Source organism: Mycolicibacter senuensis (assembly GCF_002101885.1).
Lineage (GTDB): Bacteria > Actinomycetota > Actinomycetes > Mycobacteriales > Mycobacteriaceae > Mycobacterium > Mycobacterium senuense.
Genome location: NZ_LQPS01000054.1, coordinates 87,297 through 110,683 on the forward strand (window position 1 = coordinate 87,297; position 23,387 = coordinate 110,683).

27 protein-coding genes and 1 pseudogene are annotated in these 23,387 nt (G+C 68.4%); 20 read left to right on the top strand and 8 right to left on the bottom strand.

The window, feature by feature from the left end:
- Together AWC24_RS20505 and AWC24_RS20510 are read left to right on the top strand one after the other, a co-directional pair.
- Entirely contained in the window at positions 1 to 519 is a 519-nt protein-coding gene (locus AWC24_RS20505; protein WP_085088801.1) for a gamma carbonic anhydrase family protein, read from the top strand.
- 45 nt (positions 520 to 564) lie between these two features.
- A complete protein-coding gene (locus AWC24_RS20510; RefSeq protein WP_085088804.1) occupies positions 565 to 1,284 on the top strand; it encodes a CPBP family intramembrane glutamic endopeptidase in 720 nt (239 codons plus the stop codon).
- 28 nt (positions 1,285 to 1,312) lie between these two features.
- Here AWC24_RS20510 and AWC24_RS20515 read toward each other — a convergent pair whose 3' ends face one another.
- Positions 1,313 to 2,122, bottom strand: coding sequence for an enoyl-CoA hydratase (locus AWC24_RS20515; RefSeq protein WP_085088806.1), 810 nt, complete (start codon positions 2,120 to 2,122; stop codon positions 1,313 to 1,315).
- A 51-nt stretch (positions 2,123 to 2,173) separates the two neighbouring features.
- Here AWC24_RS20515 and AWC24_RS20520 point away from each other — a divergent pair, with 51 nt between their 5' ends.
- Genes AWC24_RS20520 through AWC24_RS20530 form a run of 3 tightly spaced genes read left to right on the top strand, consistent with a single transcriptional unit; the run spans position 2,174 to position 5,103 of the window.
- The gene (locus tag AWC24_RS20520; protein ID WP_085089129.1) at positions 2,174 to 3,259 is read left to right on the top strand and encodes a CaiB/BaiF CoA transferase family protein; all 1,086 of its coding nucleotides are present in this window, start codon (positions 2,174 to 2,176) and stop codon (positions 3,257 to 3,259) included.
- A 40-nt stretch (positions 3,260 to 3,299) separates the two neighbouring features.
- Positions 3,300 to 4,064, top strand: coding sequence for a 3-hydroxyacyl-CoA dehydrogenase (locus AWC24_RS20525; protein WP_085088808.1), 765 nt, complete (start codon positions 3,300 to 3,302; stop codon positions 4,062 to 4,064).
- A gap of 40 nt (positions 4,065 to 4,104) precedes the next feature.
- The gene (locus AWC24_RS20530) at positions 4,105 to 5,103 is read left to right on the top strand and encodes an NAD(P)H-dependent flavin oxidoreductase (RefSeq protein ID WP_085088811.1); all 999 of its coding nucleotides are present in this window, start codon (positions 4,105 to 4,107) and stop codon (positions 5,101 to 5,103) included.
- A 207-nt stretch (positions 5,104 to 5,310) separates the two neighbouring features.
- Here the strand turns inward: AWC24_RS20530 and AWC24_RS23395 are convergent, their stop codons facing one another.
- A complete protein-coding gene (locus AWC24_RS23395) occupies positions 5,311 to 5,436 on the bottom strand; it encodes a hypothetical protein (protein WP_272937721.1) in 126 nt (41 codons plus the stop codon).
- Between the two features lie 223 nt (positions 5,437 to 5,659).
- Here AWC24_RS23395 and AWC24_RS20535 point away from each other — a divergent pair, with 223 nt between their 5' ends.
- Positions 5,660 to 6,298, top strand: a complete 639-nt coding sequence (locus AWC24_RS20535; protein ID WP_085088814.1) for a class I SAM-dependent methyltransferase — start codon at positions 5,660 to 5,662, stop codon at positions 6,296 to 6,298.
- A 32-nt stretch (positions 6,299 to 6,330) separates the two neighbouring features.
- Here AWC24_RS20535 and AWC24_RS20540 read toward each other — a convergent pair whose 3' ends face one another.
- Entirely contained in the window at positions 6,331 to 7,050 is a 720-nt protein-coding gene (locus AWC24_RS20540; RefSeq protein ID WP_083038382.1) for an NAD-dependent deacylase, read from the bottom strand.
- Between the two features lie 28 nt (positions 7,051 to 7,078).
- Between AWC24_RS20540 and AWC24_RS20545 the strand changes: the two are divergent.
- Positions 7,079 to 7,438, top strand: a pseudogene (locus AWC24_RS20545) (Rv1152 family transcriptional regulator); the annotation flags it as partial.
- Between the two features lie 20 nt (positions 7,439 to 7,458).
- Here AWC24_RS20545 and AWC24_RS20550 read toward each other — a convergent pair.
- Both AWC24_RS20550 and AWC24_RS20555 read right to left on the bottom strand, forming a co-directional pair.
- Complete coding sequence (locus AWC24_RS20550) at positions 7,459 to 8,280, bottom strand: class I SAM-dependent methyltransferase (RefSeq protein ID WP_085088820.1); 822 nt, start codon at positions 8,278 to 8,280, stop codon at positions 7,459 to 7,461.
- Positions 8,281 to 8,304: 24 nt separating this feature from the next.
- On the bottom strand, positions 8,305 to 8,823 hold the full coding sequence (locus AWC24_RS20555) for a DUF1697 domain-containing protein (protein ID WP_085089131.1): 519 nt from the start codon (positions 8,821 to 8,823) through the stop codon (positions 8,305 to 8,307).
- 52 nt (positions 8,824 to 8,875) lie between these two features.
- Here AWC24_RS20555 and AWC24_RS20560 point away from each other — a divergent pair, with 52 nt between their 5' ends.
- On the top strand, positions 8,876 to 9,319 hold the full coding sequence (locus AWC24_RS20560) for a PPOX class F420-dependent oxidoreductase (protein WP_085088822.1): 444 nt from the start codon (positions 8,876 to 8,878) through the stop codon (positions 9,317 to 9,319).
- A gap of 46 nt (positions 9,320 to 9,365) precedes the next feature.
- Positions 9,366 to 9,539 (top strand): DUF5302 domain-containing protein, encoded by a 174-nt coding sequence (locus AWC24_RS22000; RefSeq protein ID WP_109560582.1) that lies wholly within the window; start codon positions 9,366 to 9,368, stop codon positions 9,537 to 9,539.
- On the opposite strand, the gene AWC24_RS20565 is transcribed toward AWC24_RS22000, so the two are convergent.
- Positions 9,540 to 9,836, bottom strand: a complete 297-nt coding sequence (locus AWC24_RS20565) for a DUF732 domain-containing protein (RefSeq protein ID WP_085089133.1) — start codon at positions 9,834 to 9,836, stop codon at positions 9,540 to 9,542. It abuts the gene before it with no gap.
- Between the two features lie 97 nt (positions 9,837 to 9,933).
- Between AWC24_RS20565 and AWC24_RS20570 the strand changes: the two genes are divergently transcribed.
- A complete protein-coding gene (locus tag AWC24_RS20570) occupies positions 9,934 to 10,515 on the top strand; it encodes an HhH-GPD-type base excision DNA repair protein (protein WP_085089135.1) in 582 nt (193 codons plus the stop codon).
- Between the two features lie 24 nt (positions 10,516 to 10,539).
- Positions 10,540 to 10,686 (top strand): hypothetical protein, encoded by a 147-nt coding sequence (locus AWC24_RS20575; RefSeq protein WP_013828086.1) that lies wholly within the window; start codon positions 10,540 to 10,542, stop codon positions 10,684 to 10,686.
- Between the two features lie 4 nt (positions 10,687 to 10,690).
- Here the strand turns inward: AWC24_RS20575 and AWC24_RS20580 are convergent, their stop codons facing one another.
- Positions 10,691 to 11,725: an Rv1157c family protein gene (locus AWC24_RS20580; RefSeq protein ID WP_085088825.1), complete on the bottom strand. Its 1,035-nt coding sequence runs from the start codon at positions 11,723 to 11,725 to the stop codon at positions 10,691 to 10,693.
- Positions 11,726 to 11,811: 86 nt separating this feature from the next.
- On the opposite strand from AWC24_RS20580, the gene AWC24_RS20585 reads away from it, so the two are divergent.
- Complete coding sequence (locus AWC24_RS20585; RefSeq protein ID WP_085088827.1) at positions 11,812 to 13,098, top strand: mannosyltransferase; 1,287 nt, start codon at positions 11,812 to 11,814, stop codon at positions 13,096 to 13,098.
- Here AWC24_RS20585 and AWC24_RS20590 read toward each other — a convergent pair.
- Entirely contained in the window at positions 13,076 to 13,360 is a 285-nt protein-coding gene (locus AWC24_RS20590) for a 4a-hydroxytetrahydrobiopterin dehydratase (RefSeq protein WP_085088830.1), read from the bottom strand. The genes AWC24_RS20585 and AWC24_RS20590 overlap by 23 nt on opposite strands.
- Positions 13,361 to 13,393: 33 nt before the next feature.
- Between AWC24_RS20590 and AWC24_RS20595 the strand changes: the two genes are divergently transcribed.
- From AWC24_RS20595 to typA, 8 genes are all read left to right on the top strand, one after another.
- The gene (locus tag AWC24_RS20595) at positions 13,394 to 13,786 is read left to right on the top strand and encodes a (deoxy)nucleoside triphosphate pyrophosphohydrolase (protein ID WP_085088833.1); all 393 of its coding nucleotides are present in this window, start codon (positions 13,394 to 13,396) and stop codon (positions 13,784 to 13,786) included.
- 149 nt (positions 13,787 to 13,935) lie between these two features.
- Entirely contained in the window at positions 13,936 to 17,658 is a 3,723-nt protein-coding gene (locus AWC24_RS20600; RefSeq protein ID WP_085088835.1) for a nitrate reductase subunit alpha, read from the top strand.
- A 3-nt stretch (positions 17,659 to 17,661) separates the two neighbouring features.
- Entirely contained in the window at positions 17,662 to 19,266 is a 1,605-nt protein-coding gene (gene narH / locus AWC24_RS20605) for a nitrate reductase subunit beta (RefSeq protein ID WP_085088836.1), read from the top strand.
- Entirely contained in the window at positions 19,263 to 19,931 is a 669-nt protein-coding gene (gene narJ, locus AWC24_RS20610; RefSeq protein ID WP_085088838.1) for a nitrate reductase molybdenum cofactor assembly chaperone, read from the top strand. Before narH ends, narJ begins: the two co-directional genes overlap by 4 nt.
- On the top strand, positions 19,928 to 20,677 hold the full coding sequence (gene narI, locus AWC24_RS20615) for a respiratory nitrate reductase subunit gamma (RefSeq protein WP_085088840.1): 750 nt from the start codon (positions 19,928 to 19,930) through the stop codon (positions 20,675 to 20,677). The genes narJ and narI overlap by 4 nt, the downstream gene beginning before the upstream one ends.
- Positions 20,674 to 21,003 carry a DUF732 domain-containing protein gene (locus AWC24_RS20620; RefSeq protein ID WP_085088842.1) on the top strand — a complete coding sequence of 110 codons (330 nt, stop codon included), beginning with the start codon at positions 20,674 to 20,676 and terminating at the stop codon, positions 21,001 to 21,003. Before narI ends, AWC24_RS20620 begins: the two co-directional genes overlap by 4 nt.
- A gap of 46 nt (positions 21,004 to 21,049) precedes the next feature.
- Positions 21,050 to 21,439, top strand: coding sequence for a MarR family winged helix-turn-helix transcriptional regulator (locus tag AWC24_RS20625; RefSeq protein ID WP_085088844.1), 390 nt, complete (start codon positions 21,050 to 21,052; stop codon positions 21,437 to 21,439).
- 61 nt (positions 21,440 to 21,500) lie between these two features.
- Entirely contained in the window at positions 21,501 to 23,384 is a 1,884-nt protein-coding gene (gene typA / locus AWC24_RS20630; RefSeq protein WP_085088846.1) for a translational GTPase TypA, read from the top strand.
- Positions 23,385 to 23,387 lie beyond the last annotated feature (3 nt).

Consider the following 23,387-nt stretch of genomic DNA (forward strand, 5'->3'; position numbering starts at 1 on the left):
GTGGCCGAGCCGCTGATCATCCCGATTCGCGGGCACGCCCCGCAGCTTCACCCGGAGTCGTGGGTGGCGCCCAACGCCAGCCTCATCGGCCTGGTCAGCCTGGCCGCCCGAGCCAGCGTCTGGTACTCGGCCACGCTGCGCGCCGAGGTGGAGCCGATCGAGATCGGCGTCGACACCAACATCCAGGACGGGGTGACCATCCACGTCGACAAGGAGTTCCCGGCCCGGGTCGGGGCCCGCGTCAGCGTCGGACACAACGCGGTGCTGCACGGCTGCACCGTCGAGGACGACTCGCTGATCGGGATGGGAGCCATCATCCTCAACGGCGCCGTGGTGGGTGCGGGCTCCCTGATCGCGGCCGGCGCGGTCATCCCGCAGGGCACCGTGGTGCCGCCGCGGTCGCTGGTGTCGGGGGTGCCGGGGCGGGTGCGGCGGGAGCTCAGCGAGGCCGAGATCCGCAACAACCGGCACAACGCCGCGGCCTATCGGCGGCTGATCGAAGTCCACCGGGCGAACTGACGCAATCAGGCCACCGAACGGTGTTGGGCCGCTACGTTCTAGGGCATGACCCAGACCAGTTCGGCCCGGCCCGGCCTGCTGCGCGAGTTCACCAACATCTTGTCCAAGGTCTCGGCGCCGTACCACGAGTCACGGGCCGTCGTGCAGCGCCGCCGTGTCGTCGTCGCGGTGGTGGTGCTGCTCGGCGCCGCGGTGCTGGCGTTCATGCACACCAAGAACCCCGGTGACGCGGCGTTCTACCAACTGTCGCTGGCGTTGGCCGTGATCTGGTCGGTGGGGGCGGTGGTGGCCGGTCCGCTGCACCTGGGCGCGGTGCGGTTCCGGGGCCGCAACGAGCGGCCGGTGTTCACCGGCACCGGCGTCGGCCTGGTGCTCGGCGGGGTGTTCCTGCTGGGCGGGCTGGTGGTGCAGCAGATTCCGCCGCTGGCCGACCAGGTGCTCGCGATCCTGGACTACACCACCCACGTGTCCTGGCGGCTGGTGGTGCTGATCGCCATCGTCAACGCGATCGCCGAGGAGATGTTCTTCCGCGGTGCGCTTTTCAGCGCGTTCGGCCGCCGCTACCCGCTGGTCTTCTCGACGCTGCTCTACATTGCGGCGATGATGGCCGCCGGCAACCTGATGATCGGGATCGCGGCGCTGGTGCTCGGCACGGTCTGCGCCATCGAGCGCCGCGCAACCGGCGGGGTGTTGGCGCCGGTGCTCACGCATCTGGTGTGGGGCCTGGTGATGGTGCTGGCACTGCCGTCGATCTTCGGGATGTAGCGGCGCCCCATGGCGCACGTTCGCCAGGTCAGGAGTCGGTGAACTTCGGCGTGCGCCGGTCCTGAAACGCGCGGGTGCCTTCCCGGAAGTCGTGGGCGTTCAACAGGATCGACTGGCCGACGTACTCGCGGTCCAGCGTCGCGTCGAGCTCGCTGAGCGTCGCGGTGTTGATGGCGTGTTTGGTCTTGGCGAATGCCGCCGCCGGCCCGGCCAGCAGCCCGGCCATGGCCTTGTCGACCTCGGCGTCGAAATCCTCGGCCGGGTAGACCGCGCTGATCAGCCCCCAATCGAGGGCGTCGGCGGCCGACAGCCGTTCGGCCAACAACGCCAGCCGCATCGCCCGGATCCGGCCGACCGCCGCGGCGACCAGAGCCGAAGCGCCGCCGTCGGGCATCAGCCCGATCTTGGTGAACGCCAACAGGAAAAACGCTTTGTCGGAGGCCAGCACCAGGTCGCAGGCCAGGGCCAGCGACACCCCGATGCCGGCGGCCGGACCTTGCACCACGGCCACCACCGGCCGCGGCAGCGCCACGATCGCCCGGATCGCGCGGTTGGCCTCGACGATGATCTCCGTCGGCACCCCGTCGGTGGCATCCTCGGCGCTGATCCCGGCGCCCGAGCAGAAGCCACGTCCGGCACCGCCGAGCCGCACGGCCCGCACCCGCGGGTCGCGGGCGGCGCCCTCCATGGCGTCGGCGATTCCGGCCAGAACGCCGGTGGTCACCGAGTTGAGGCTGTCGGGGCGGTCGATGGTCACCGACAGCACGCCGTCGGCCAGGGTCACCGACAACCCCTCCACCGGTGCCAGGGTGTCGATGCCGGAGTCGATAGTCGTCATGGGTGTCACCTTAGGATGCACATCACAGGCGCAGACGACGAGGAGGCGGTTATGGCGGGACCACTGGCGGGCTTGCGGGTCATCGAACTGGCGGGGATCGGGCCGGGACCGCACGCGGCCATGATCCTCGGTGATCTGGGAGCCGAGGTGGTGCGCGTCGAGCGGCCGCCCAAATTCGGCGCCGAGGCGTCGAAGGACACCATGCTGCGCAACCGGCGTTCGGTGACCGCCGACCTGAAGTCACCGGAGGGCCGCGACCTGGTGCTCAAGCTGGTCGCCAAGGCCGACGTGCTGATCGAGGGCTTCCGTCCGGGCGTCACCGAGCGGCTCGGACTGGGCCCGGAGGACTGCGCGAAGGTCAACGACAAGCTGATCTACGGCCGGATGACCGGCTGGGGGCAGACCGGTCCCCGCGCCCTGCAGGCCGGTCACGACATCAACTACATCTCGCTCAACGGGACGCTGCACTCGATCGGCCGCAAGGGCGAGCGCCCGGTGCCGCCACTGAACCTGGCCGGCGACTTCGGCGGCGGATCGATGTTCTTGTTGGTTGGGATCTTGTCGGCGCTGTGGGAGCGCCAGACCTCCGGCACGGGGCAGGTGATCGACGCGGCGATGGTCGACGGCTCGAGCATGCTCGGGGCGATGATGTGGAGCTTCCGCGCGCAAGGCCTCTGGAGCGACGAGCGCGGTGTCAACATGCTCGACACCGGCGCCCCCTACTACGACACCTACGAGTGCTCCGACGGCCGCTACATGTCGGTGGGCGCCATCGAACCGCAGTTCTTCGCCGAACTGCTGGCCAAGCTGGGGCTGGACCCGGCCGAGTTGCCCGCGCAGAACGACACCAGCCGCTGGCCGGAACTGCGCGAGGTGTTCACCAAGGCGTTCGCCGCGCACGACCGGGACCACTGGGCGAAAGTGTTCGCCACCTCCGATGCCTGTGTGGCGCCGGTGCTGGCGTTCGGCGAGGTGTTGGCCGACTCGCACATCGCCGAGCGCGACACCTTCTACGACGTCGACGGTTATCTGCAGCCGATGCCGGCGCCGCGGTTCTCCCGCAGCGTGCCGGATGTCCCGACGCCGCCGGCGGCACTGGGGGCCGACAACGACACCATCCTGGGGGACTGGGTATAGTCCCGACCAACTAGGTGGTTGGTTCACGAGAGGGATTCCTGTGCAGATCAAGGATGCGGTGGCGGTAGTCACCGGAGGCGCTTCCGGGCTGGGCTTGGCGACGACGAAACGCCTGCTCGACGCGGGTGCGCAGGTGGTGGTGATCGACCTGCGGGGCGCCGACGCGGTCGCCGAACTCGGTGACCGGGCCCGGTTCGCCGAGGCCAACGTCACCGACCCCGAGGCGGTCACCGCGGCCCTTGACGTCGCCGAGTCGCTGGGCCCGCTGCGGATCAACGTCAACTGCGCGGGCATCGGCAACGCGATCAAGACGGTGAGCAAGAACGGCGCGTTCCCACTGGATGAGTTCACCAAGGTCGTTCAAGTCAACCTGATCGGCACCTTCAACGTGCTGCGGCTGGCCGCCGAACGGATTGCCAAGACGGAGACCATCGGGCCCGAAACGAGCCCAGAACGCGGCGTCATCATCAACACCGCGTCGGTGGCCGCGTTCGAGGGCCAGATCGGCCAGGCCGCCTACTCGGCGTCCAAGGGCGGGGTGGTCGGTATGACACTGCCGATCGCGCGGGACCTGTCCCGCGAGCTGATCCGGGTCTGCACCATCGCGCCCGGCCTGTTCAAGACGCCGCTGCTGGGTTCGCTGCCCGATGAGGCGCAGAAGTCGCTGGGTGGGCAGGTGCCGCACCCGTCCCGGCTCGGTGACCCCGATGAGTACGGCGCGTTGGCCGAGCACATCATCAGCAACCCCATGCTCAACGGCGAGGTGATCCGACTCGACGGGGCGATCCGAATGGCCCCGCGCTGAGCGCTTGAGCGAAGAACGTCAAACAGAACGAGGAGTTCACATGTCACTGACCACGAAGTTCACCGAAGTGTTCGGGGTCGAGCACCCCATCGCCCAAGGCGGCATGCAGTGGGTGGGCCGCGCGGAACTTGTTGCGGCGGTCGCGAACGCGGGCGCCCTGGGTTTTCTCACCGCGCTCACCCAGCCCACCCCGGCGGACTTGGCCAACGAGATCGCCAAGACCCGGGATCTGACCGACAAGCCGTTCGGGGTGAACCTGACCATCCTGCCGGCGATCAACCCGCCGCCCTATGACGAGTACCGCCAGGTGATCGTCGACGCCGGCATCAAGATCGTCGAGACCGCCGGATCCAACCCGGCGCCGCACCTGCCGATGTTTCACGACAACGGCATCAAGGTGCTGCACAAATGCACCTCGGTGCGCCACGCGGTCAAGGCGCAGAGCCTCGGTGTCGACGGCATCAGCATCGACGGCTTCGAGTGCGCCGGGCATCCCGGTGAGGACGACATCCCGGGCCTGGTGCTGATCCCGGCCGCCGCTGCTCAGATCGAGATCCCGATGATCGCCTCCGGCGGCTTCGCCGACGCCCGCGGTCTGGTCGCCGCCTTGGCGCTGGGTGCCGACGGCATCAACATGGGCTCGCGGTTCATGTGCACCGTCGAGTCCTGCATCCACCAGAACGTCAAGGAAGCCATCGTCGCCGGCGACGAGCGCGGCACCGAGCTGATCTTCCGGCCGCTGCGCAACACCGCGCGGGTGGCGTCCAACACCGTCTCGCGTGAGGTCGTCGACATCCTCAACAAGGGTGGCCAGTTCCCCGACGTGCAGGAGTTGGTGGCCGGCGTGCGAGGCCGCAAGGTCTTCGACGACGGCGACGTCGAGGCCGGCATCTGGTCGGTGGGCACCGCGATGGGGCTGATCAACGACATCCCGACCTGCGGTGAGTTGGTGTCGCGGATCGTGGCCGAGGCCGAGGAGCTGATCTCCGATCGGCTGGTCGGCATGATCGAGGCCGACGACGAGGAGAACGTCGCCTGATCGCCATAGCGGTCGGGCCCGCCGCCTGACCGTTCGATAACGCACGCTCGGCGATGTCGTGACCGGGGTTGCTGCGAGGGCATGCAGCGGCCCGGCCCCGATTTCAGGAAAAGGATGACTGAGGGATTGCGGTCGGCCCGGATGCGGGCGGCCGCCGACGCGGAGGGGCGCGCTAGTGAACGGCGCCGGCTACGCGGCGCCGATCAGTCAGCTGGCGAGCGGGCGCCAGTCTTCGAGCTGCTCCGAGGTGTCGCCCTCGACCAGAAGGTCGCCGTGGTAGAGAGCCTCGAAGTCAACCTTGATCACGTCGGCACTTGAGTCGTCGATCCACATGACACTGAGCGTATGGGTCACTATTAAGGGATCTTTGAGTCACGATTCGGGAAATGGTGGCAATCCTACTGACGAGTAGCGTTTGCCAGACTTTTCGGCTGAGACGGGCCCGATTGCCTGACTCGCGGTGTGATGGATGTCACATCGACCGGTAGGAACCCCGGTGGCGGTGTCCCGCTTCGCCCGGCTCCGCCGCCCTCGCGATCACCGCTAAGGTGGCGGCATGGCATCACCGGTGACTCTGGACAACCCGCTGTTCGCTCGAATCTGGACGTTCATGTCCAGCCGCGAGACCGACTGGCTGCGAGACCGGCGCCGGGAAAACCTTGAAGGGCTGTCCGGGCGGGTGCTGGAAGTCGGTGCCGGCACCGGGAGCAACTTCGGCTTCTACCCCGACACCGTGACCGAGGTGGTGGCCCCCGAGCCGGAGTCGCGATTGCGCGAGGCCGCCCGGGAGGTCGCTGCCGCCGCACCGGTGCCGGTGACGGTAGTGGCGAGCACCGTCGAGGCCTTGGACGCCGGCGAACCGTTCGACGCGATTGTTTGCTCGCTGGTGCTGTGTTCGGTGGATCAACCTGAGCAGGTGCTGCGCCAGCTGTACACGTTGCTCAAGCCCGGCGGCGAGCTGCGCTACTTCGAGCACGTCGCCAGCAGGGGAGCGCGCGGCGGGCTGCAGCGACTGGCCGACGCCACCATCTGGCCGAGGCTGTTCGGCAATTGTCATACCCATCGCGACACCGAGGCGATGATCACCGCCGCGGGCTTCACCGTCGCCACCTCACGGCGCGGGCACCAGTTCCCGGCGTGGGCGCCGGTGCCGGTCTCGGAGTTCGCGCTGGGCTGCGCCAGCCGGCCGGCCTGAGCCGCGCTGACGCCGACCGGCCCGGAGTCGGGTTAGCGCTGCCCCAGCAGGAAGGGCAGCCGCTGCACCATTCCCGGTAGTGCCGCCGACGCGGTGGTGCGCAGATACGTCGTGGCCCGCTCCGACAGCGGGGTCGGCTCGGGGTTGACCTCGATGACGACCTTGCCTAGGTCCAATGCCCGCTCGGGCAGGCCCGCCGCCGGATAGACCACGCCGGAGGTGCCCACCACGATCAGCGCGTCAGCGTTGTCGATGGCCTCGACCGCGGCGTTCCACGGACCCGCGGGCAGGTCCTCGCCGAACCAGACGACATCCGGGCGGACCAATCCGCCGCACTCGCACACCGGCGGCGCCACTTCGAGCACCGGCTCGGTCATCACCGGCACCTCCGGGTACTGCGGCTGATCGCAATCCCCGCAACGGAACGTGAACATCCGGCCGTGCAGATGGTGGACGGTGGAACTGCCGCCGCGCTCGTGCAGATTGTCGACGTTCTGGGTGATGACGTGGACCTCGGCGTGCTGCTCCCAGTCGGCGACCGCACGATGGCCGAGGTTCGGTTGGACGTGGCGGGCCAGCTGGCAGCGCCACAGGTACCAGGCCCAGACCAGTTCCGGCTGACGGTTCCAGCCGTCGATGCTGGACACCTCGTAGGGGTCGTACTGCGACCACAGCCCCTTCTCGTCATCACGAAAAGTGGGCACCCCGCTCTCCGCCGAGATCCCCGCACCGCTGAACACCGCCACCTGCACGCCACCAACATAGCTGGATACTGGGCGAATGAACTTCACCAAGCTGCTGCGGATCGACGCGCAGCCGGACGGGCCGTTGTTCGAGCAGGTCAGGATTCAGTTGATCGATGCGGTGCGGCAAGGAGTGCTACCGGCGGGAACCAGACTGCCGACCGTGCGCGAGCTGGCCGGGCAGCTCGGTCTGGCGGCCAACACGGTCGCCCGGGCCTACCGGGAACTGGAGGCGGCCGGTGTCGTCGAAACCCGCGGCCGCTTCGGCACATTCGTGGCGAGCAGCGATCCGGCGGAAGCGGCCATGACAGCGGCCGCGAGTGCCTTCGTCGCCGCGACCCGCGCAGTAGGCCTGGACAAGGCCGACGCGCTGCGCTATCTCGACGCGGCGTTCGGCAACGCCGGGACGAGTGGTGCTCAGCCGAATTCCAGCATGGTCAGCGACGGGCGCGCGTCGGCCAGCGACCGCAGTCGGTAAGCGTTCGGCAGCACCGTGTTGAACAACCACCCGCGGCCCCGCGGCAGCTGCAGGTCGTGGACTGCCCGGATGCCCGGCACGGTGTGCACCAGTTTGGCGGTGTCGGCAGCAGACAGTGTGAACGGCATCGAGGGCGCCCGGTAGCGCAGCGATGTCGGCACGCCGTGGCGGATCAGCCAGCCGATCCAGGACGGCGGCAGGTCGAAGATCATCCGGCCCCCCGGAAAGCGGCGCGCGCACTCGGCGATGAGCCCCAGCGACTGTTCGGGCTGCAGGTACATCAGCAGGCCCTCGGCGGTGATGAACACATCGTCGGAACTGTCGACCTGGTCCATCCAGCTGTAGTCCAATGCGGACTGCGAGCACACCGACACCCGCGACTCCTTCGGCAGCAGTCGCTGCCGGATCTCGATGATCGGGGGCAGATCCACGGTCAGCCACCGGAATTGCGGATCCGGTACCGCTTCGCTGAGCCGCCAGAAGCTGGTCTGCAAGCCTTCGGCCAGGGCCACCACGGTGCCCGTCGGGTGTTGCCGAAGGAAGCGCTGGGCCTCGGTGTCGATGCCCAGCGCGCGTACCGCGATGTCTTGGCGCGTCGATCCGAATTTCGCGAAGTCGAAGTCGATCGAATCCGCCAACCGCACCGCCATCGGATCGTTGATGATGCGGTCGGGACGGCGGGCCTCGGTCGCCCGGGCGTTCAGTGTCAGCAGCGCGGTCTCGGAGACGCCGGTCAGGGAAACATTCTGTGCCTGGCTCACCTGAGCGACTTTACCGGTGGCGTCTCAGCGCAGCATCTTTCGCAGGGTGCGCAGATTGCGGGTGGTCGTCGACGACGCGTAGCGCTTGTGGCCCATGGTCTTGCCCATCGTGCCGCCCAACGTGTTGCCCTTGGGGATCTGCCAGTAGATCACCCGGTCGCCGGGCGCGATCTTCTCGTCCGGGCCGCGCCGGGCCGGCGCTGACAATTCGGCCAGCACCGCCGGGTCGGTGACGAACGTGACATAGGAGTGCGCGCCGGGCACTTCCGGTTCGAACGGAAAGGCCGCGACGATCGCGCGCACCGCCTCGACGTCGTAGACCAGCACCCGGGCCGGGTAGCCGAAACGCTCCTGCAGCGCGGCCTCGGCGGTGGCGCGCACCGCCTGGGTATCGTTCGGCGATTCGAGCAGCACGTTGCCGCTGGCGAGTACGGTGCGGACCCCGGCGAATCCGGCTCGGGTCAGTGCGGCGGCGACGTCGGCCATCTTGAGGTTGACTCCGCCGACGTTCACTCCGCGCAGAAACGCCGCGTACCCCGCCATCTGCGCGATCGTAACGACGGCGCGCCCCTGCATCAATCGGTACGCTTCGAGGATGGGACGCCAGGTGTTCGACGACAAGTTGCTGGCCGTGATCAGCGGAAACTCGCTCGGCGTTCTTGCCACCATCAAACGCGATGGACGCCCCCAACTGTCGAACGTGCAGTATCACTTCGACCCGCGCGCCGTGACGGTGCAGGTGTCGGTCACCGAACCGCGGGCCAAGACCCGCAACCTGCGCCGCGATGCGCGGGCGTCGGTTCTGGTCAGTTCCGACGACGGGTGGTCTTATGCCGTCGCCGAGGGCGACGCTCACTTGACGCCGCCCGCCGCCGCTCCCGGGGACGACACCGTCGAGGCGCTCGTTGCGCTGTACCGCAACATCGCCGGGGAGCATCCGGACTGGGACGAGTACCGCCAGGCGATGGTCACCGATCGTCGCGTGCTGTTGACGCTGCCGATCACCCACCTGTACGGCATGCCGCCGGGCATGCGCTGACGTCGGTTCGCCAACACCGCTCCGCGGCGACGGCTAGGCTCCGGGCATGCCCGAAACAGATTCCGCCGCAGCCGAGAACAAGCGCAAGTTCCGCGAGGCGCTGGAGCGCAAGAACGCGAAATCGGCGGGGGGTTCTGAGCACAAGGACGCCGGCGCCAAGCAATCGCGGTCGCACGGCCCGCTGGAGAGCCGCCGGGAGTTCCGCCGTAAGAGCGGGTAGTTACTGCACGGGACAGGCGTACTGGCGGGCCACATCCATCAGGCGCTGGCCCGCTCCGGGGCCGATGACTCCCTGCGCGGTGAGTTCCCACCCGATAAGGCCCGGAAGACCGCCTTCACACGCTTGGTGGGCGACGCGCCACGCGGTGTCGGGATTCAGGTTGAACCCGTTGCGTTCCAGGCCCTGCATGTAGGTGTCGAACTCGGGGGTGCCCTGCTCGGGTATCGCACCGGCCGTGGCGGCTAAGGCGAGCGCGGTAACCATCGCTCCGACGAGAGCTGTCACTACACGGCTCATGGCTGCCTCCTGCACGTCGGTTGTCGTTAATACCGTTCCACAATCCACCGACACAGACGCACGCACCGCGGAATCGGGTTCGTTCTACACTGACGGCGTGCCGAAACTGCAGCTGGTGGGTGACACCGACGCCGATGCGTTGTTGGGCGCCGACCCGTTCGCGCTGCTGGTCGGCATGCTGCTCGACCAGCAGGTCCCGATGGAGGTCGCGTTCGCCGGGCCGAAGAAGATCGCCGAGCGGATGGGTGGGCTGGACCCGCACGACATCGCCGGCCGCGACCCCGAACAGTTCGCCGCACTGTGTGCGGAAAAGCCTGCGGTGCACCGCTTTCCGGGATCAATGGCGGGCCGGATCCAAGCCCTGGCTCGCGCGGTCATCGATCAGTACGGCGGCGACACCACCGCGCTGTGGACGGCCGGTGAGCCCGATGGGGCCGAGGTGCTCAAACGGCTCAAGGCGTTGCCCGGCTTCGGCGAGCAGAAGGCGCGGATCTTCCTGGCGCTGCTCGGCAAACAGTATGGCGTGACCCCGCCGGGTTGGCGGGCCGCCGCGGGAGCTTACGGTGAGGACGGTACTCATCTGTCGATCGCCGACGTCGTCGACGAGGCGTCGTTGCAACAGGTGCGGTCCACCAAGAAGGCCCAGAAGCAGGCTGCAAAGCAAGCCCGGGACAGCTGAGAGCGCAAACGAAAGGCGGCGGCAATGAAGACCCACCTGAACTGCCCGTGTGGCGAGGCGATTGTCGGCAAGGACGAGGACGACCTGGTCGACCTGGCCCAGAAGCACCTCGCCGATGCGCACCCCGGGATGAGCTACGACCGGGACGCCATCTTGTTCATGGCCTACTGACGGCTCAGGGCACCACCGTCGAGCCGATGGTGGGCAGGAAGTTGCACTGGTGATCCTTGGTGCTGACCTGCCCGAAGATCGTCGACATGATGCTGCCCGAGCCGGTGTCGACGATCGCGGTCAGCGTCGTCGGCCCCTCGGCGTTGATGTCTGAACGCGGTTGCAAGGTGGCACTGCCGGACTTGCCGGTGGTCAGGTTCACCCAGGTGACGTTCAACGGCAGCTTCTGGGTCTCGGCGGGGCCGGGCGTGCCGACGGCGGTGAACACGTAAGCGGTCTGGCCGGCCTTGGGGCCCGGGGTCGGAATGGTGGCCGGGCCGGCCACTGACAGCGCGGTCGCGATGACGTTGCCGCCGTCGGCCAGGCAGTTCTGGCCGATGGACGGGTACATGAAGTCCTGGGTCGGCGGCGCGTCCGGACCGAATCCCGGGTTGGCGGCGGCCGGTGTCGCCTCGGGTGCGGCAGCATCGGCTGGGACGGCTTCGGCAGGCGGTGCCGTGACAGCGCCGGCGGCGGCCGCTGCGCTTTCCGGGGGTGCGGGAATCGCTTCGGCGGGACCCGGGACGGCTTCCGGTGCGCTCGGTGCGGCCTGGGGAACCGGTCCCACCGACTTGGCGGGGTCGACGCCGCTGGGCAGGTGGGCCACCAGGCCCGGCGCTGATCCGGCCGTCGGCACGTGCTGGCCCGGCAGCGTGGCCGGCGCTTCGGGCGGCGACTGCACGAACTGCGCCACCGAGTCGGCCACCTGCCGGGACCCGGCGGGGGCCGAGGAGTTCCCGGCGAACGCCGCGGCCGCGGCCATCAGCAACTGGGACGCCCCGGCCGGGTCGGCGGCGGCCTGCTGGATCACCGGGCTCAGCTGTTCGATCGCGGGAAGGCCGGGAAACCCTGCGGCCGGCAGCGGCAGGGCCGGGACCGCCGGGTCGGCGGCGGCTATCGCGCCGAAGCCGGGGAGTCCGCCGAAGAGCAGCGCGGCTGAGGAGCCGACCGCGACGGTCGCGGTGGCGGTCGTGTTGAACAGTGTCCGGAAGCGCGACATGGGTTCCCCAATTCCTCGGCGGTGGCTTCTACGAAATTTGACGCTAGCGTGTTGCTGGTGAGGCTCAAGTGACACCAGTGTCATTTATGGGACTGTTACGGACCCGAGCCGCGACGGTGATCGGACCGCTGTTCGATAAAGTCGTGGCGGTAGACACCACCCTCGATCCCCCCGCCGCGCGTTCCTGGGCGAACCGATTGACCGCCGCGGCCCCGCTGCTGCTGGCGGTCAGCATCGTGGCGCGAATCGCGTGGACCTACCTCACCCCGCACGGCGCCAACTTCGTCGACCTGCACGTCTACATCAGCGGCGCGGCCGCGCTGGGCCAGCCCGGCGAACTGTATGACTACGTTTACGCCGACCAGACGCCGGACTTCCCGCTGCCGTTCACCTATCCGCCGTTCGCCGCGGTGGTGTTCTACCCGCTGCATTTTCTGCCGTTCGGATTGGTCGCCTTCGTGTGGCAGATCGGGACGATGGCTGCGGTGTACGGCGTGGTGCGGCTGTGCCAGCGACTACTCGGTGAGTCGGCCACCGCGGGCCGGCGGGTCGCGATGCTGTGGACGGCGGTCGGGATCTGGACCGAACCGTTGCGCAGTACTTTCGATTACGGCCAGGTCAACGTGATTCTGGTGCTGGCGGTGCTCTACGCGGTCTACAGCAGCCGGTGGTGGGTATCGGGTCTGTGCGTCGGACTGGCCGCCGGGGTCAAGCTGACACCGGCGATCGCCGGGGTCTACCTGGCCGGCGCGCGGCGCTGGGCCGCCGCGGTGTTCTCGGCGGTGGTCTTCGCCGGGACCGTCGCGGTGTCGGTGTGGGCCACCGGTGACCAGACCCGCCGCTACTTCACCGAGTTGCTCGGCGATGCCCACCGGGTGGGGCCGATCGGAACGTCGTTCAACCAGTCCTGGCGCGGTGGAATCTCCCGGATCCTCGGCCACGACGCGGGCTACGGCCCGGTGGTCCTGATCGCGATCGCCGTCACCGCGGTGCTGGCGGTGCAGGCCTGGCGCGCGCTGGACAGCAACCCCGCCCGGCCCGATCCGCTCGGCCTGCTGCTGGTGGTCGAGCTGTTCGGGCTGTTGGCTTCGCCGATCTCCTGGACCCATCACTGGGTGTGGCTGTTGCCGCTGATGATCTGGCTGCTGCAAGGCCCGTGCTCGGATCGCCGGGGCGCGCGGGTGCTGGGCTGGGGCTGGCTGGCGGTGACCCTGATCGGGGTGCCGTGGCTGCTCAGTTTCGCGCAGCCGACCATCTGGCAGGACGGCCGGCCGTGGTATCTGGCGTGGGCCGGGCTGGTCTACATCGTCGGCGTGCTGGCCACCCTCGCCTGGATGGCCACCACCCGTGTCAGCTCGCCAGAATCCGGTTGATCTCGCCCGCCATCGTCACGTCCTTGTCGGTGATGCCGCCCTCGGAGTGCGTCACCAGTGCAAACGTCACGGTCCGCCAGCGGATGTCGATATCGGGGTGGTGATCGGCCGCCTCGGCGCGTTCGGCGACCCGCCGTACCGCCTCGATGCCGGCCAGAAACGAGTCGAACTTGACCGAGCGGCGCAGCGCACCGTCGGCCCGCTCCCAGCCGTCGAGGTCGGGTAGTGCGGCATCCACCTGGTCATCGGTTAACAAAGCCATACCCGACGGTAGGACGGTATAGCCTCACACGCCATGCCCACCCAGATCGTCGTGGCCGGTGCCGTGATCGTCGGGTCTGCGGTGTTGATCGCGCAGCGTCGCCGGCCGCCGGAGCTGGCCGGGCGCTGGGAGCTGCCCGGCGGCAAGGTCATGCCCGGCGAGAGCGAACCGGCTGCGTTGGCCCGTGAGCTCGCCGAAGAGCTGGGCCTGGAGGCCGCGGCGATCACGGTGGGCGAACGCCTCGGCGCCGACGTGGTGCTGGCCAACGGCATGACATTGCGCGCCTACCTGGTCAGCCTGGCGCGCGGTGAGCCCCGCCCCGACGACCACCAGGCGCTTCGCTGGGTGACCGCTGTGGAGTTGCCTGATGTTGACTGGGTACCTGCCGATAGAGCTTGGCTCCCCGACCTGGCTCGGGCACTGTAGGTGAAACAGCTCTGTTAATTCTGCCGAAGAATTCGGTCGCTAGGCGATATATCCCACTACGCTGGGGTTTTGTCCTGAGACGGTGTGTGTCGCGGCCCCGTCCTGCCACTTGAACCGATCGAGTGCGGCGACCCGCTAAGGAGTACCCGATGACACTCGCCAAGCCGCCCACCCCCCGTATCGGCGGACCGCTTGAAGAACTGCTGGAACGCAGCGGCCGATTCTTCACGCCGGGCGAGGTCTCCGCCGACCTGCGCACCGTGACCCGTCGCGGCGGCCGCGAGGCCGACATCTTCTACCGGGACCGCTGGAGCCACGACAAGGTGGTCCGTTCCACCCACGGGGTCAACTGCACCGGCTCGTGCTCGTGGAAGATCTTCGTCAAGGACGGCATCATCACCTGGGAGAACCAGGCGACCGACTACCCCTCGGTGGGGCCGGATCGGCCCGAGTACGAGCCCCGCGGCTGTCCGCGCGGCGCCTCCTTCTCCTGGTACTCCTACTCGCCGACCCGGATCCGCTACCCCTACGCCCGCGGACCCCTGGTGCAGATGTTCCGGGAGGCCAAGGCCCGCCTGGGCGATCCGGTGCTGGCCTGGGCCGACATCCAGGCCGACCCGGAACGCCGCCGGCGCTACCAGCAGGCCCGCGGAATGGGCGGGCTGGTGCGAGTGACCTGGGCCGAAGCCACTGAGATGATCGCGGCCGCCCACGTGCACACCATCAAGACCTACGGCCCGGACCGGGTGGCCGGGTTCTCGCCGATCCCGGCGATGTCGATGGTGTCGTTCGCCGCCGGGTCCCGGTTCATCCAGATGCTCGGCGGGGTGATGACGTCGTTCTACGACTGGTACGCCGACCTGCCGGTCGCCTCCCCGCAGGTGTTCGGCGACCAGACCGACGTGCCGGAATCCGGCGACTGGTGGGATGCGGCCTACCTGATGATGTGGGGCTCCAACGTCCCGATCACCCGCACCCCCGACGCGCACTGGATGGCCGAGGTGCGCTACCGCGGCACCAAGGTGGTCAGCGTCAGCCCCGACTACGCCGACAACACCAAGTTCGCCGACGAGTGGATGCCGTGCGCTGCCGGCACCGACGGCGCGCTGGCGATGTCGATGGGCCACGTCATCCTCTCCGAGTGCTACGTCAAGCAGGAGGTGCCGTTCTTCACCGACTACGTGCGCCGCTACACCGACCTGCCGTTCCTGATCAAGTTGGAGGAGCGCGACGGCCGGCTGGTGCCCGGCAAGAACCTGACCGCCGCCGACTTGGGCGGGGCGGCAGCGGAATCGGAGAATTCCGCGTTCAAACCGGCCCTGCTCGACGAGGTGACCGACAGCGTCGTCGTGCCGAACGGTTCGCTGGGCTTCCGCTGGGGTGACGAGGGAATCGGCAAGTGGAACCTCGACCTCGGCGAGGTGCGACCGGCGTTGACCGTGCTGGACCCGAGCGCCCACAACGGGCACCGGCGCGCTGCGTTGGTGTCGCTGCCCGGCTTCGACACCGTGGACGGCCACGGCACCGTCGTCGAGCGCGGAGTACCGGTCCGTCAGGTCGGCGACCACCTGGTCTGCACCGTCTTCGACCTGATGCTGGCCAACTACTCGGTGGGCCGGCCCGGGCTGCCGGGCGAATGGCCAGGAGGATACGACGACGGCACCCAGGTCAACACCCCGGCCTGGCAGGAGCCGATCACCGGGGTCTCGGCCGCCCAGGCGATCCGGATCGCACGCGAATTCGCCCGCAATGCAGAAGAATCCGGCGGGCGGTCGATGATCATCATGGGCAGCGGGATCTGCCAGTGGTTCCACGGCGACGCCACCTACCGGGCGGTGCTGGCGCTGCTGATGCTGACCGGGTCGATGGGCCGCAACGGCGGCGGCTGGGCGCACTATGTCGGCCAGGAGAAGGTGCGGCCGCTCACCGGCTGGCAGACCATGGCCGCGGGCAACGACTGGTCGCGGCCGCCGCGCCAGGTGCCCGGCACCTCCTACTGGTATGCCCACACCGACCAGTGGCGCTACGACGGCTACGGTGCGGACAAGCTGACCACCCCGGTCGGCCGCGGCCGGTTCGACGGCAAGCACACCATGGACATCCTGGCCTCGGCCACCGCCATGGGCTGGAGCCCGTTCTACCCGCAGTTCGACAAGTCCAGCCTGCAGGTGGCCGACGAGGCTGAGGCCGCCGGCCGCGACGCCGGAGAGTACGTCGCCGAGCAGCTCGCCGCCGGTGAGCTGAAGCTGTCGGTGACCGATCCGGACAACCCGGTGAACTGGCCGCGGGTGCTTACGGTGTGGCGGGCCAACCTGATCGGCGCCTCCGGCAAGGGCGGGGAGTACTTCCTCAAGCACCTGTTGGGTACCGACGCCAGCGTGCTGGGCGAACCGCCGTCCGACGGTGTGAAGCCGCAGCATGTCCGATGCGACAACGACATTCCCGAAGGCAAGCTCGACCTGCTGATGTCGATCGACTTCCGGATGACCTCGACCACGCTGATGTCGGACGTCGTGCTGCCGGCGGCGACCTGGTATGAGAAGGCCGACCTGTCCTCGACCGACATGCACCCCTACGTGCACTCGTTCAGCGCGGCGATCGACCCGCCGTGGGAGACCCGCAGCGATTACGACGCGTTCGGCGCGATCGCCCGGACCTTCAGCGGGCTGGCCAAAGAACACCTGGGCGTGCGCAATGACGTGGTGCTGACCGCGATGCTGCACGACACCGCCGACGCGATGGCCTATCCCGACGGGACCGAACGTGATTGGCTGCGCACCGGCGAGACGCCGGTTCCGGGCAAGACGATGCCCAAAGTCACCGTGGTGGAACGCGATTACGCAGCGATCCACGACAAGTGGCAGACGCTGGGCCCGCTGGTCGAGAGCCTGGGGCTGACCACCAAGGGCTACACCGTGTTCCCGCACGAGGAGGTCGAGGACCTGGCCGGCCGGTTCGGGGTGATGAAGTCCGGTGCCGGACAGGGGCGCCCGGCACTGACCACGGCCACCCGGATGGCCGACACCGTGCTGGCGTTGTCGGGCACCACCAACGGCCGGATCGCCACCGAGGGTTTCCGTGAGCTGGAGAAGCGCACCGGCCAGCGGCTGGCGCACCTGTCGGAGGGCAGCGAGGAGAAGCGGATCACCTACGCCGACACCCAGGCCCGTCCGGTGCCGGTGGTCACCAGCCCGGAATGGTCCGGCAGTGAGACCGGTGGCCGGCGTTACGCGCCTTTCACCATCAACATCGAGTGCCTCAAGCCGTTCCACACCCTGACCGGACGGATGCACTTCTACACCGCGCACGACTGGATCGAGGAGCTCGGCGAGCACATGCCGGTGTATCGCCCGCCGCTGGACATGGCGCGGCTGTTCGACGCCCCCGAACTCGGCGAGGTCGGCGACGGCATCGGGATCAGCGTGCGGTATCTGACCCCGCACTCGAAGTGGTCGTTCCACTCCACCTACCAGGACAACCTGTACATGCTGTCGCTGTCGCGGGGTGGGCCGACCATGTGGATGAGCCCGGGTGACGCCGCGAAAATCGGTGTGAAAGACAATGATTGGATCGAAGCGGTCAACGTCAACGGTATCTTCGTCGGCCGGGCTATCGTGAGCCAGCGGATGCCGGACGGGGTGGTGTTCGTCTACCACGTCCAAGAGCGCACCGTTGACACTCCGCGCTCGGAGACCAACAACAAGCGCGGCGGCACCCACAATTCGCTGACCCGGATCCGGGTCAAGCCCAGCCATCTCGCCGGTGGCTACGGCCAGCATGCGTTCGCGTTCAACTACCTGGGCCCGACCGGCAACCAGCGCGACGAGGTGACGGTGGTGCGCCGCCGCCGCAACCAGGATGTGAGGTACTGAGCGATGAAAGTTATGGCTCAGATGGCCATGGTGATGAACCTGGACAAATGTATCGGCTGCCACACCTGTTCGGTGACCTGCAAACAGGCCTGGACCAACCGCGAGGGCACCGAGTACGTGTGGTTCAACAATGTCGAAACCCGCCCCGGCGGTGGGTATCCGCGCACCTACGAAGATCAGGACCGCTGGAAGGGCGGCTGGACGCTGGACCGCAAGGGTCGGCTGCGGCTGCTGGCGGGCGGACGCGTCCACAAACTGCTGAACATCTTCGCCAACCCCAACCTGCCCGGCCTCAAGGATTACTACGAGCCGTGGACCTACGACTACGAGAACCTCACCTCGGCGCCGCTGGGGGACACCATCCCGGTGGCCGCACCGCGGAGTTCGATCACCGGCGACCCGATGAACATCGAGTGGGGGCCCAACTGGGATGACAACCTCGCCGGCTCGCCGGAGAACCTGGTCAACGACCCGATCCTGGCCAAGGTCAGTGACCAGGTCAAAAGTGAGCTCGAAGAAACCTTCATGTTCTACCTGCCGCGGATCTGCGAGCACTGCCTGAACCCGTCGTGCGTGGCGTCCTGCCCGACCGGCGCGATCTACAAGCGCGAGGAAGACGGCATCGTGCTGGTCGACCAGGACCGCTGCCGCGGCTGGCGGCTGTGCGTGTCGGGCTGCCCGTACAAGAAGGTCTACTTCAACCACAAGACCGGCAAGGCCGAGAAGTGTCACTTCTGTTATCCGCGCATCGAAGTCGGGCTGCCGACGGTCTGCTCGGAGACCTGTGTGGGCCGGCTGCGCTACATCGGGCTGGTGCTCTATGACGCCGACAAGGTGCTCGAGGCGGCGTCGGTGGAGTCCGACACCGACCTCTACGAAGCGCAGCGCGGCGTGTTCCTGGATCCGACCGACCCCGAGGTGATCGCCGGCGCGCGCGCCGAGGGGATCTCCGACACCTGGATCGAGGCCGCGCAGCGGTCGCCGATCTACGCGCTGATCAACACCTTTCAGGTGGCGCTGCCGCTGCACCCGGAATACCGGACCATGCCGATGGTCTGGTACGTCCCGCCGCTGTCGCCGGTCGTCGACGCCGTCAGCCGCGACGGGCACGACGGCGAAGACCTGGGCAACCTCTTCGGGGCGCTGGAGGCGCTGCGCATCCCGATGGCCTACCTCGCCGAGCTGTTCACCGCCGGCGACACCGCCGTCGTCGAAGACGTGCTGCGCCGGCTGGCCGCGATGCGCTCCTACATGCGCGACATCAGCCTGGGCCGTGACACCCAGCCGGACATCCCCGCCTCGGTCGGCATGACCGAAGAGGAGATGTACAACATGTACCGGCTGTTGGCGATCGCGAAATACGAAGAGCGATATGTGATTCCGACCGCCTATAGCCAGAAGGCGCACGAGCTCGAGCACATGGGGTGCTCCATCACCGGCGGGCCCAACGGACACGAGGACGACCCGTTCGTCGGCGCCGACGAGGGATCGTCGTTCCACATGGTGGAGAACGGTGGACACGCGCAGCGGCCGCGGGGCCGGACCAACCTGCTCAACTGGGGCGGCGGCGACCGTGCGGTTCCCGAGATGTTCCCGGAGCACCAGTGAAGCGTTTCCTCCGGTCGCTGCGACGGCAGCCAGGCGGGCCCGCCGAGCGGGCGGTGTGGCAGGCGGCGTCGCTGCTGCTGGCCTACCCCGATGAGCAGCTGCACCAGCGACTCGACACCGTCGACGCCCTGCTCGCCCACGCCGATGCGGCACCGGCGGAGCTGTTACGGCGCACCGTGGTCGCGCTGCGCGACTCGGACCCGATGGCCGCTGCGGTCGACTACGTCGAAACCTTCGACATGCGGCGGCGTTCGACGATGTTTCTGACCTACTGGACCGGTGGGGACACCCGCAACCGGGGGATGCAGATGCTGGCGTTCGCCACCGCCTACCGCGAGGCCGGCGCCGAGCCGCCGCCGGGGGAGGCGCCCGATCATCTGCCGGTGGTGCTGGAGTTCGCCGCGCAGGTCGACCCGGAGGCCGGACGACGGCTGCTGCTGGCGCACCGGGTTCCGCTCGACGTCCTGCACAAGTCGCTGACCGACGCCGGGTCACCGTATGCCCACACCATCGCCGCGGTCTGTCAGACACTGCCGGCGGCAACCGATCAGGAGGTACGGAACGTGAGCGAGCTGATGTCGTCCGGCCCGCCGGCCGAAGCCGTTGGGCTGCAGCCGTACTCGGCGGTGGTTTCGCTGGGCATGCCGAAGGTGCCGACGCGATGACCGACGTCGCCGTCGTCAGCACGGCGGAGCTGTGGTGGGACATCGTGCCCTACTTCGTGCTGGCGATCGCCGGCGTCGCCACCTGGTGGCGCTACAAGTACGACAAGTTCGGCTGGACCACCCGCTCGTCGCAGCTGTATGAGTCCAAGCTGCTGCGCATCGGCAGCCCGATGTTTCACTTCGGCAGCTTCGTGGTGATCATGGGCCACATCATGGGACTGTTCGTCCCGGAGTCCTGGACCCGCGCGCTGGGAATGAGCGACCGGGTCTATCACCTGCAGGCGTTGATCCTCGGCCTTCCCGCCGGTATCGCCACCCTGGTCGGCGTCGGGTTGTTGATCTATCGCCGCCGCACCGAACGGTCGGTGTTCAAGGCGACCAGCGTCAACGACAAGCTGATGTACGCGGTTCTGGGGTGTGCGCTGGTGGCCGGCATGTGTTGCACGCTGTTGGGCACCACCGCCTACGGTGAGGAGCACGACTACCGGCAGACGGTGTCGGTCTGGTTCCGGTCGATCTTCACCCTTGACCCGCGAGGAGACCTGATGTTGCAGGCCCCGATCTACTTCCAGGTGCACGTGCTGATCGCGTTTACCCTGTTCGCGCTGTGGCCGTTCACCCGCCTGGTGCACGCGTTCAGCGCGCCGATCGGTTACCTGTTCCGGCCTTACATCGTCTACCGCAGCCGCGACTACGCGAAGAAGAATCAGCCGATGGGCTCGCGGGCGCCGAGGCGGGGCTGGTGAAGGCCCTCGCCGCGCCGCTGGGGGCGCTGCTGATGCTGGTGGCGGCCGGTCCCGCGCAGGCCGATCCGGCCGATGTCGACACCGACTTCCTGGCGGCCCTGCAGGCGGCCGGCATCACCTACAAGCGCCCCGACCAGGCCATCGTCACCGCGAAGATGGTGTGCGGGCTCATCAAGGAGGGCAAGCCGAGCCCGGAGGTGCTCGACGGGCTCAAGGCCCGCAATCCGGGCCTGACGACCGAGCACGGGAGCATTTTCGTCGGGATCGCGGCGCACACCTACTGCCCGGACCAGTTGGTGCAGAGCGACGCCGGGAGCATGCCGTAACGGCAGCGGCGCGCGCGAGCCGGTCGGTCGGCATAAAGTTACCGGCGTGGCCCTGCCTGACGACGTCTACACCCGGCTGCTCACCTTTCGGACGCGGCTGCGGCGCTTCGAACGGTGGAGCGCCGACCAGGCCCAAGCCGCCGGACTCACCCCGGCGCAGCACCAATTGCTGTTGGCGATCCGGGGGCATGCCGACTCGCGGGGGCCGACGGTCGGCGACGTCGCGGAATACCTGCTGTTGCGCCACCACAGTGCCGGGGAGCTGATCCAGCGTGCCGAAGCGGCGGGCTTGGTCATCCGGGTCCGCGACAACGACGACCAGCGGATGATCCGGCTGCAGCTCACCGAGGCGGCCGCGCAGTGCCTGCAAGCGCTGACCGAACTGCACCTCGAAGAGCTGGAGAGGTTCAGCGCCGAGTCCCCGCTGGCGCCGTGACCGGCTGTGACATAGCTTTCACGTTTTCGCGATTGGCAGGTTGCGCTGGCAGAATCGCCCGGTGAACTTTCGTAACGTCGCCATCGTCGCGCACGTAGACCACGGCAAGACCACTCTGGTCGACGCCATGCTGCGCCAGTCCGGCGCCCTGGCCGAACGTGGCGAGGCCCAAGAGCGGGTGATGGACTCCGGAGACCTGGAGCGCGAAAAGGGCATCACGATCCTGGCCAAGAACACCGCCGTGCACCGTCACCACCCCGACGGGACCGTCACCGTCATCAACGTGATCGACACCCCGGGCCACGCCGACTTCGGTGGCGAGGTGGAGCGCGGGCTGTCCATGGTCGACGGGGTGGTCCTGCTGGTCGACGCCTCCGAGGGTCCGCTGCCCCAGACCAGGTTCGTGCTGCGCAAGGCGCTGGCCGCTCACCTGCCGGTGATCCTGGTGGTCAACAAGACCGACCGTCCCGACGCCCGAATCGCCGAGGTGGTCGAAGCCAGCCACGACCTGTTGCTCGATGTGGCCAGTGACCTCGACGACGAGGCGCAGGCCGCCGCCGAGCACGCGCTGGGATTGCCGACGCTGTACGCCTCGGGGCGTGCCGGGGTGGCGAGCACCACCGCGCCGGCCGACGGCTCGGTGCCGGACGGCGATAACCTCGACCCGCTGTTCGACGTGCTGTTCGAGCACGTGCCGCCGCCGTCGGGGAACCCCGACGCACCGTTGCAGGCACTGGTCACCAACCTCGACGCCTCGGCCTTCCTGGGCCGGCTCGCGCTGATCCGCGTCGCCAACGGCCGCATCCGCAAGGGCCAGCAGGTCGCCTGGATGCGTGAGGTCAACGGCGAGCCGGTGACCACCACGGCCAAGATCACCGAGCTGCTGGTCACCGAGGGGGTGGAGCGCACCCCGACCGAGGAGGCCTGCGCCGGTGACATCGTCGCCGTCGCCGGGATCGGCGAGATCATGATCGGCGACACCCTGGCGGACCCGGCCGATCCGGCCCCGCTGCCGCGCATCACCGTCGACGAGCCGGCGATCTCGGTGACGATCGGCACCAACAGCTCACCGCTGGCGGGCAAGGTTTCCGGGCACAAGCTGACCGCGCGCATGGTCAAGACCCGGCTGGACACCGAGCTGATCGGCAACGTCTCGGTGCGGGTGGTCGACATCGGACGCCCCGACGCCTGGGAGGTGCAGGGCCGCGGCGAGCTGGCGTTGGCGATCCTGGTCGAGCAGATGCGTCGGGAGGGCTTTGAGCTGACCGTCGGCAAGCCGCAGGTGGTGACCAAGAAGATCGACGGCAAGGTGCACGAACCGTTCGAGCACCTGACCGTCGACTGCCCCGAGGAATATGTGGGTGCCATCACCCAGCTGGCGGCGGCGCGCAAGGGCCGGATGACCGAGATGGCCAACCACACCACCGGTTGGGTGCGGATGGAGTTCATCATCCCCAGCCGCGGCCTGATCGGCTGGCGCACGGACTTCCTGACCGAGACCCGCGGCACCGGGATCGCCAACGCGGTCTTCGACGGCTACCAGCCGTGGGCCGGCGAGATCCGCGCCCGGCACACCGGCTCGCTGGTCTCCGACCGTCCCGGGTCCATCACGCCGTTCGCGCTGATCCAGTTGTCCGACCGCGGCCAGTTCTTCGTCGAGCCGGGCCAGGACACCTATCAGGGCATGGTGGTGGGCATCAATCCCCGCGCCGAGGACCTGGACATCAACGTCACCAAAGAGAAGAAGCTGACCAACATGCGGTCCTCGACGGCCGATGTGATGGAGACGCTGGCCCGCCCGATCGAGCTGGATCTGGAGCAGGCGATGGAGTTCTGCGCCGTCGACGAGTGCGTCGAGGTCACCCCCGAGGTGGTGCGGGTGCGCAAGGTCGAGCTGGATTCGACGTTGCGGGCGCGCAGCCGCGCCCGGGCCAAGAACCTATAGATT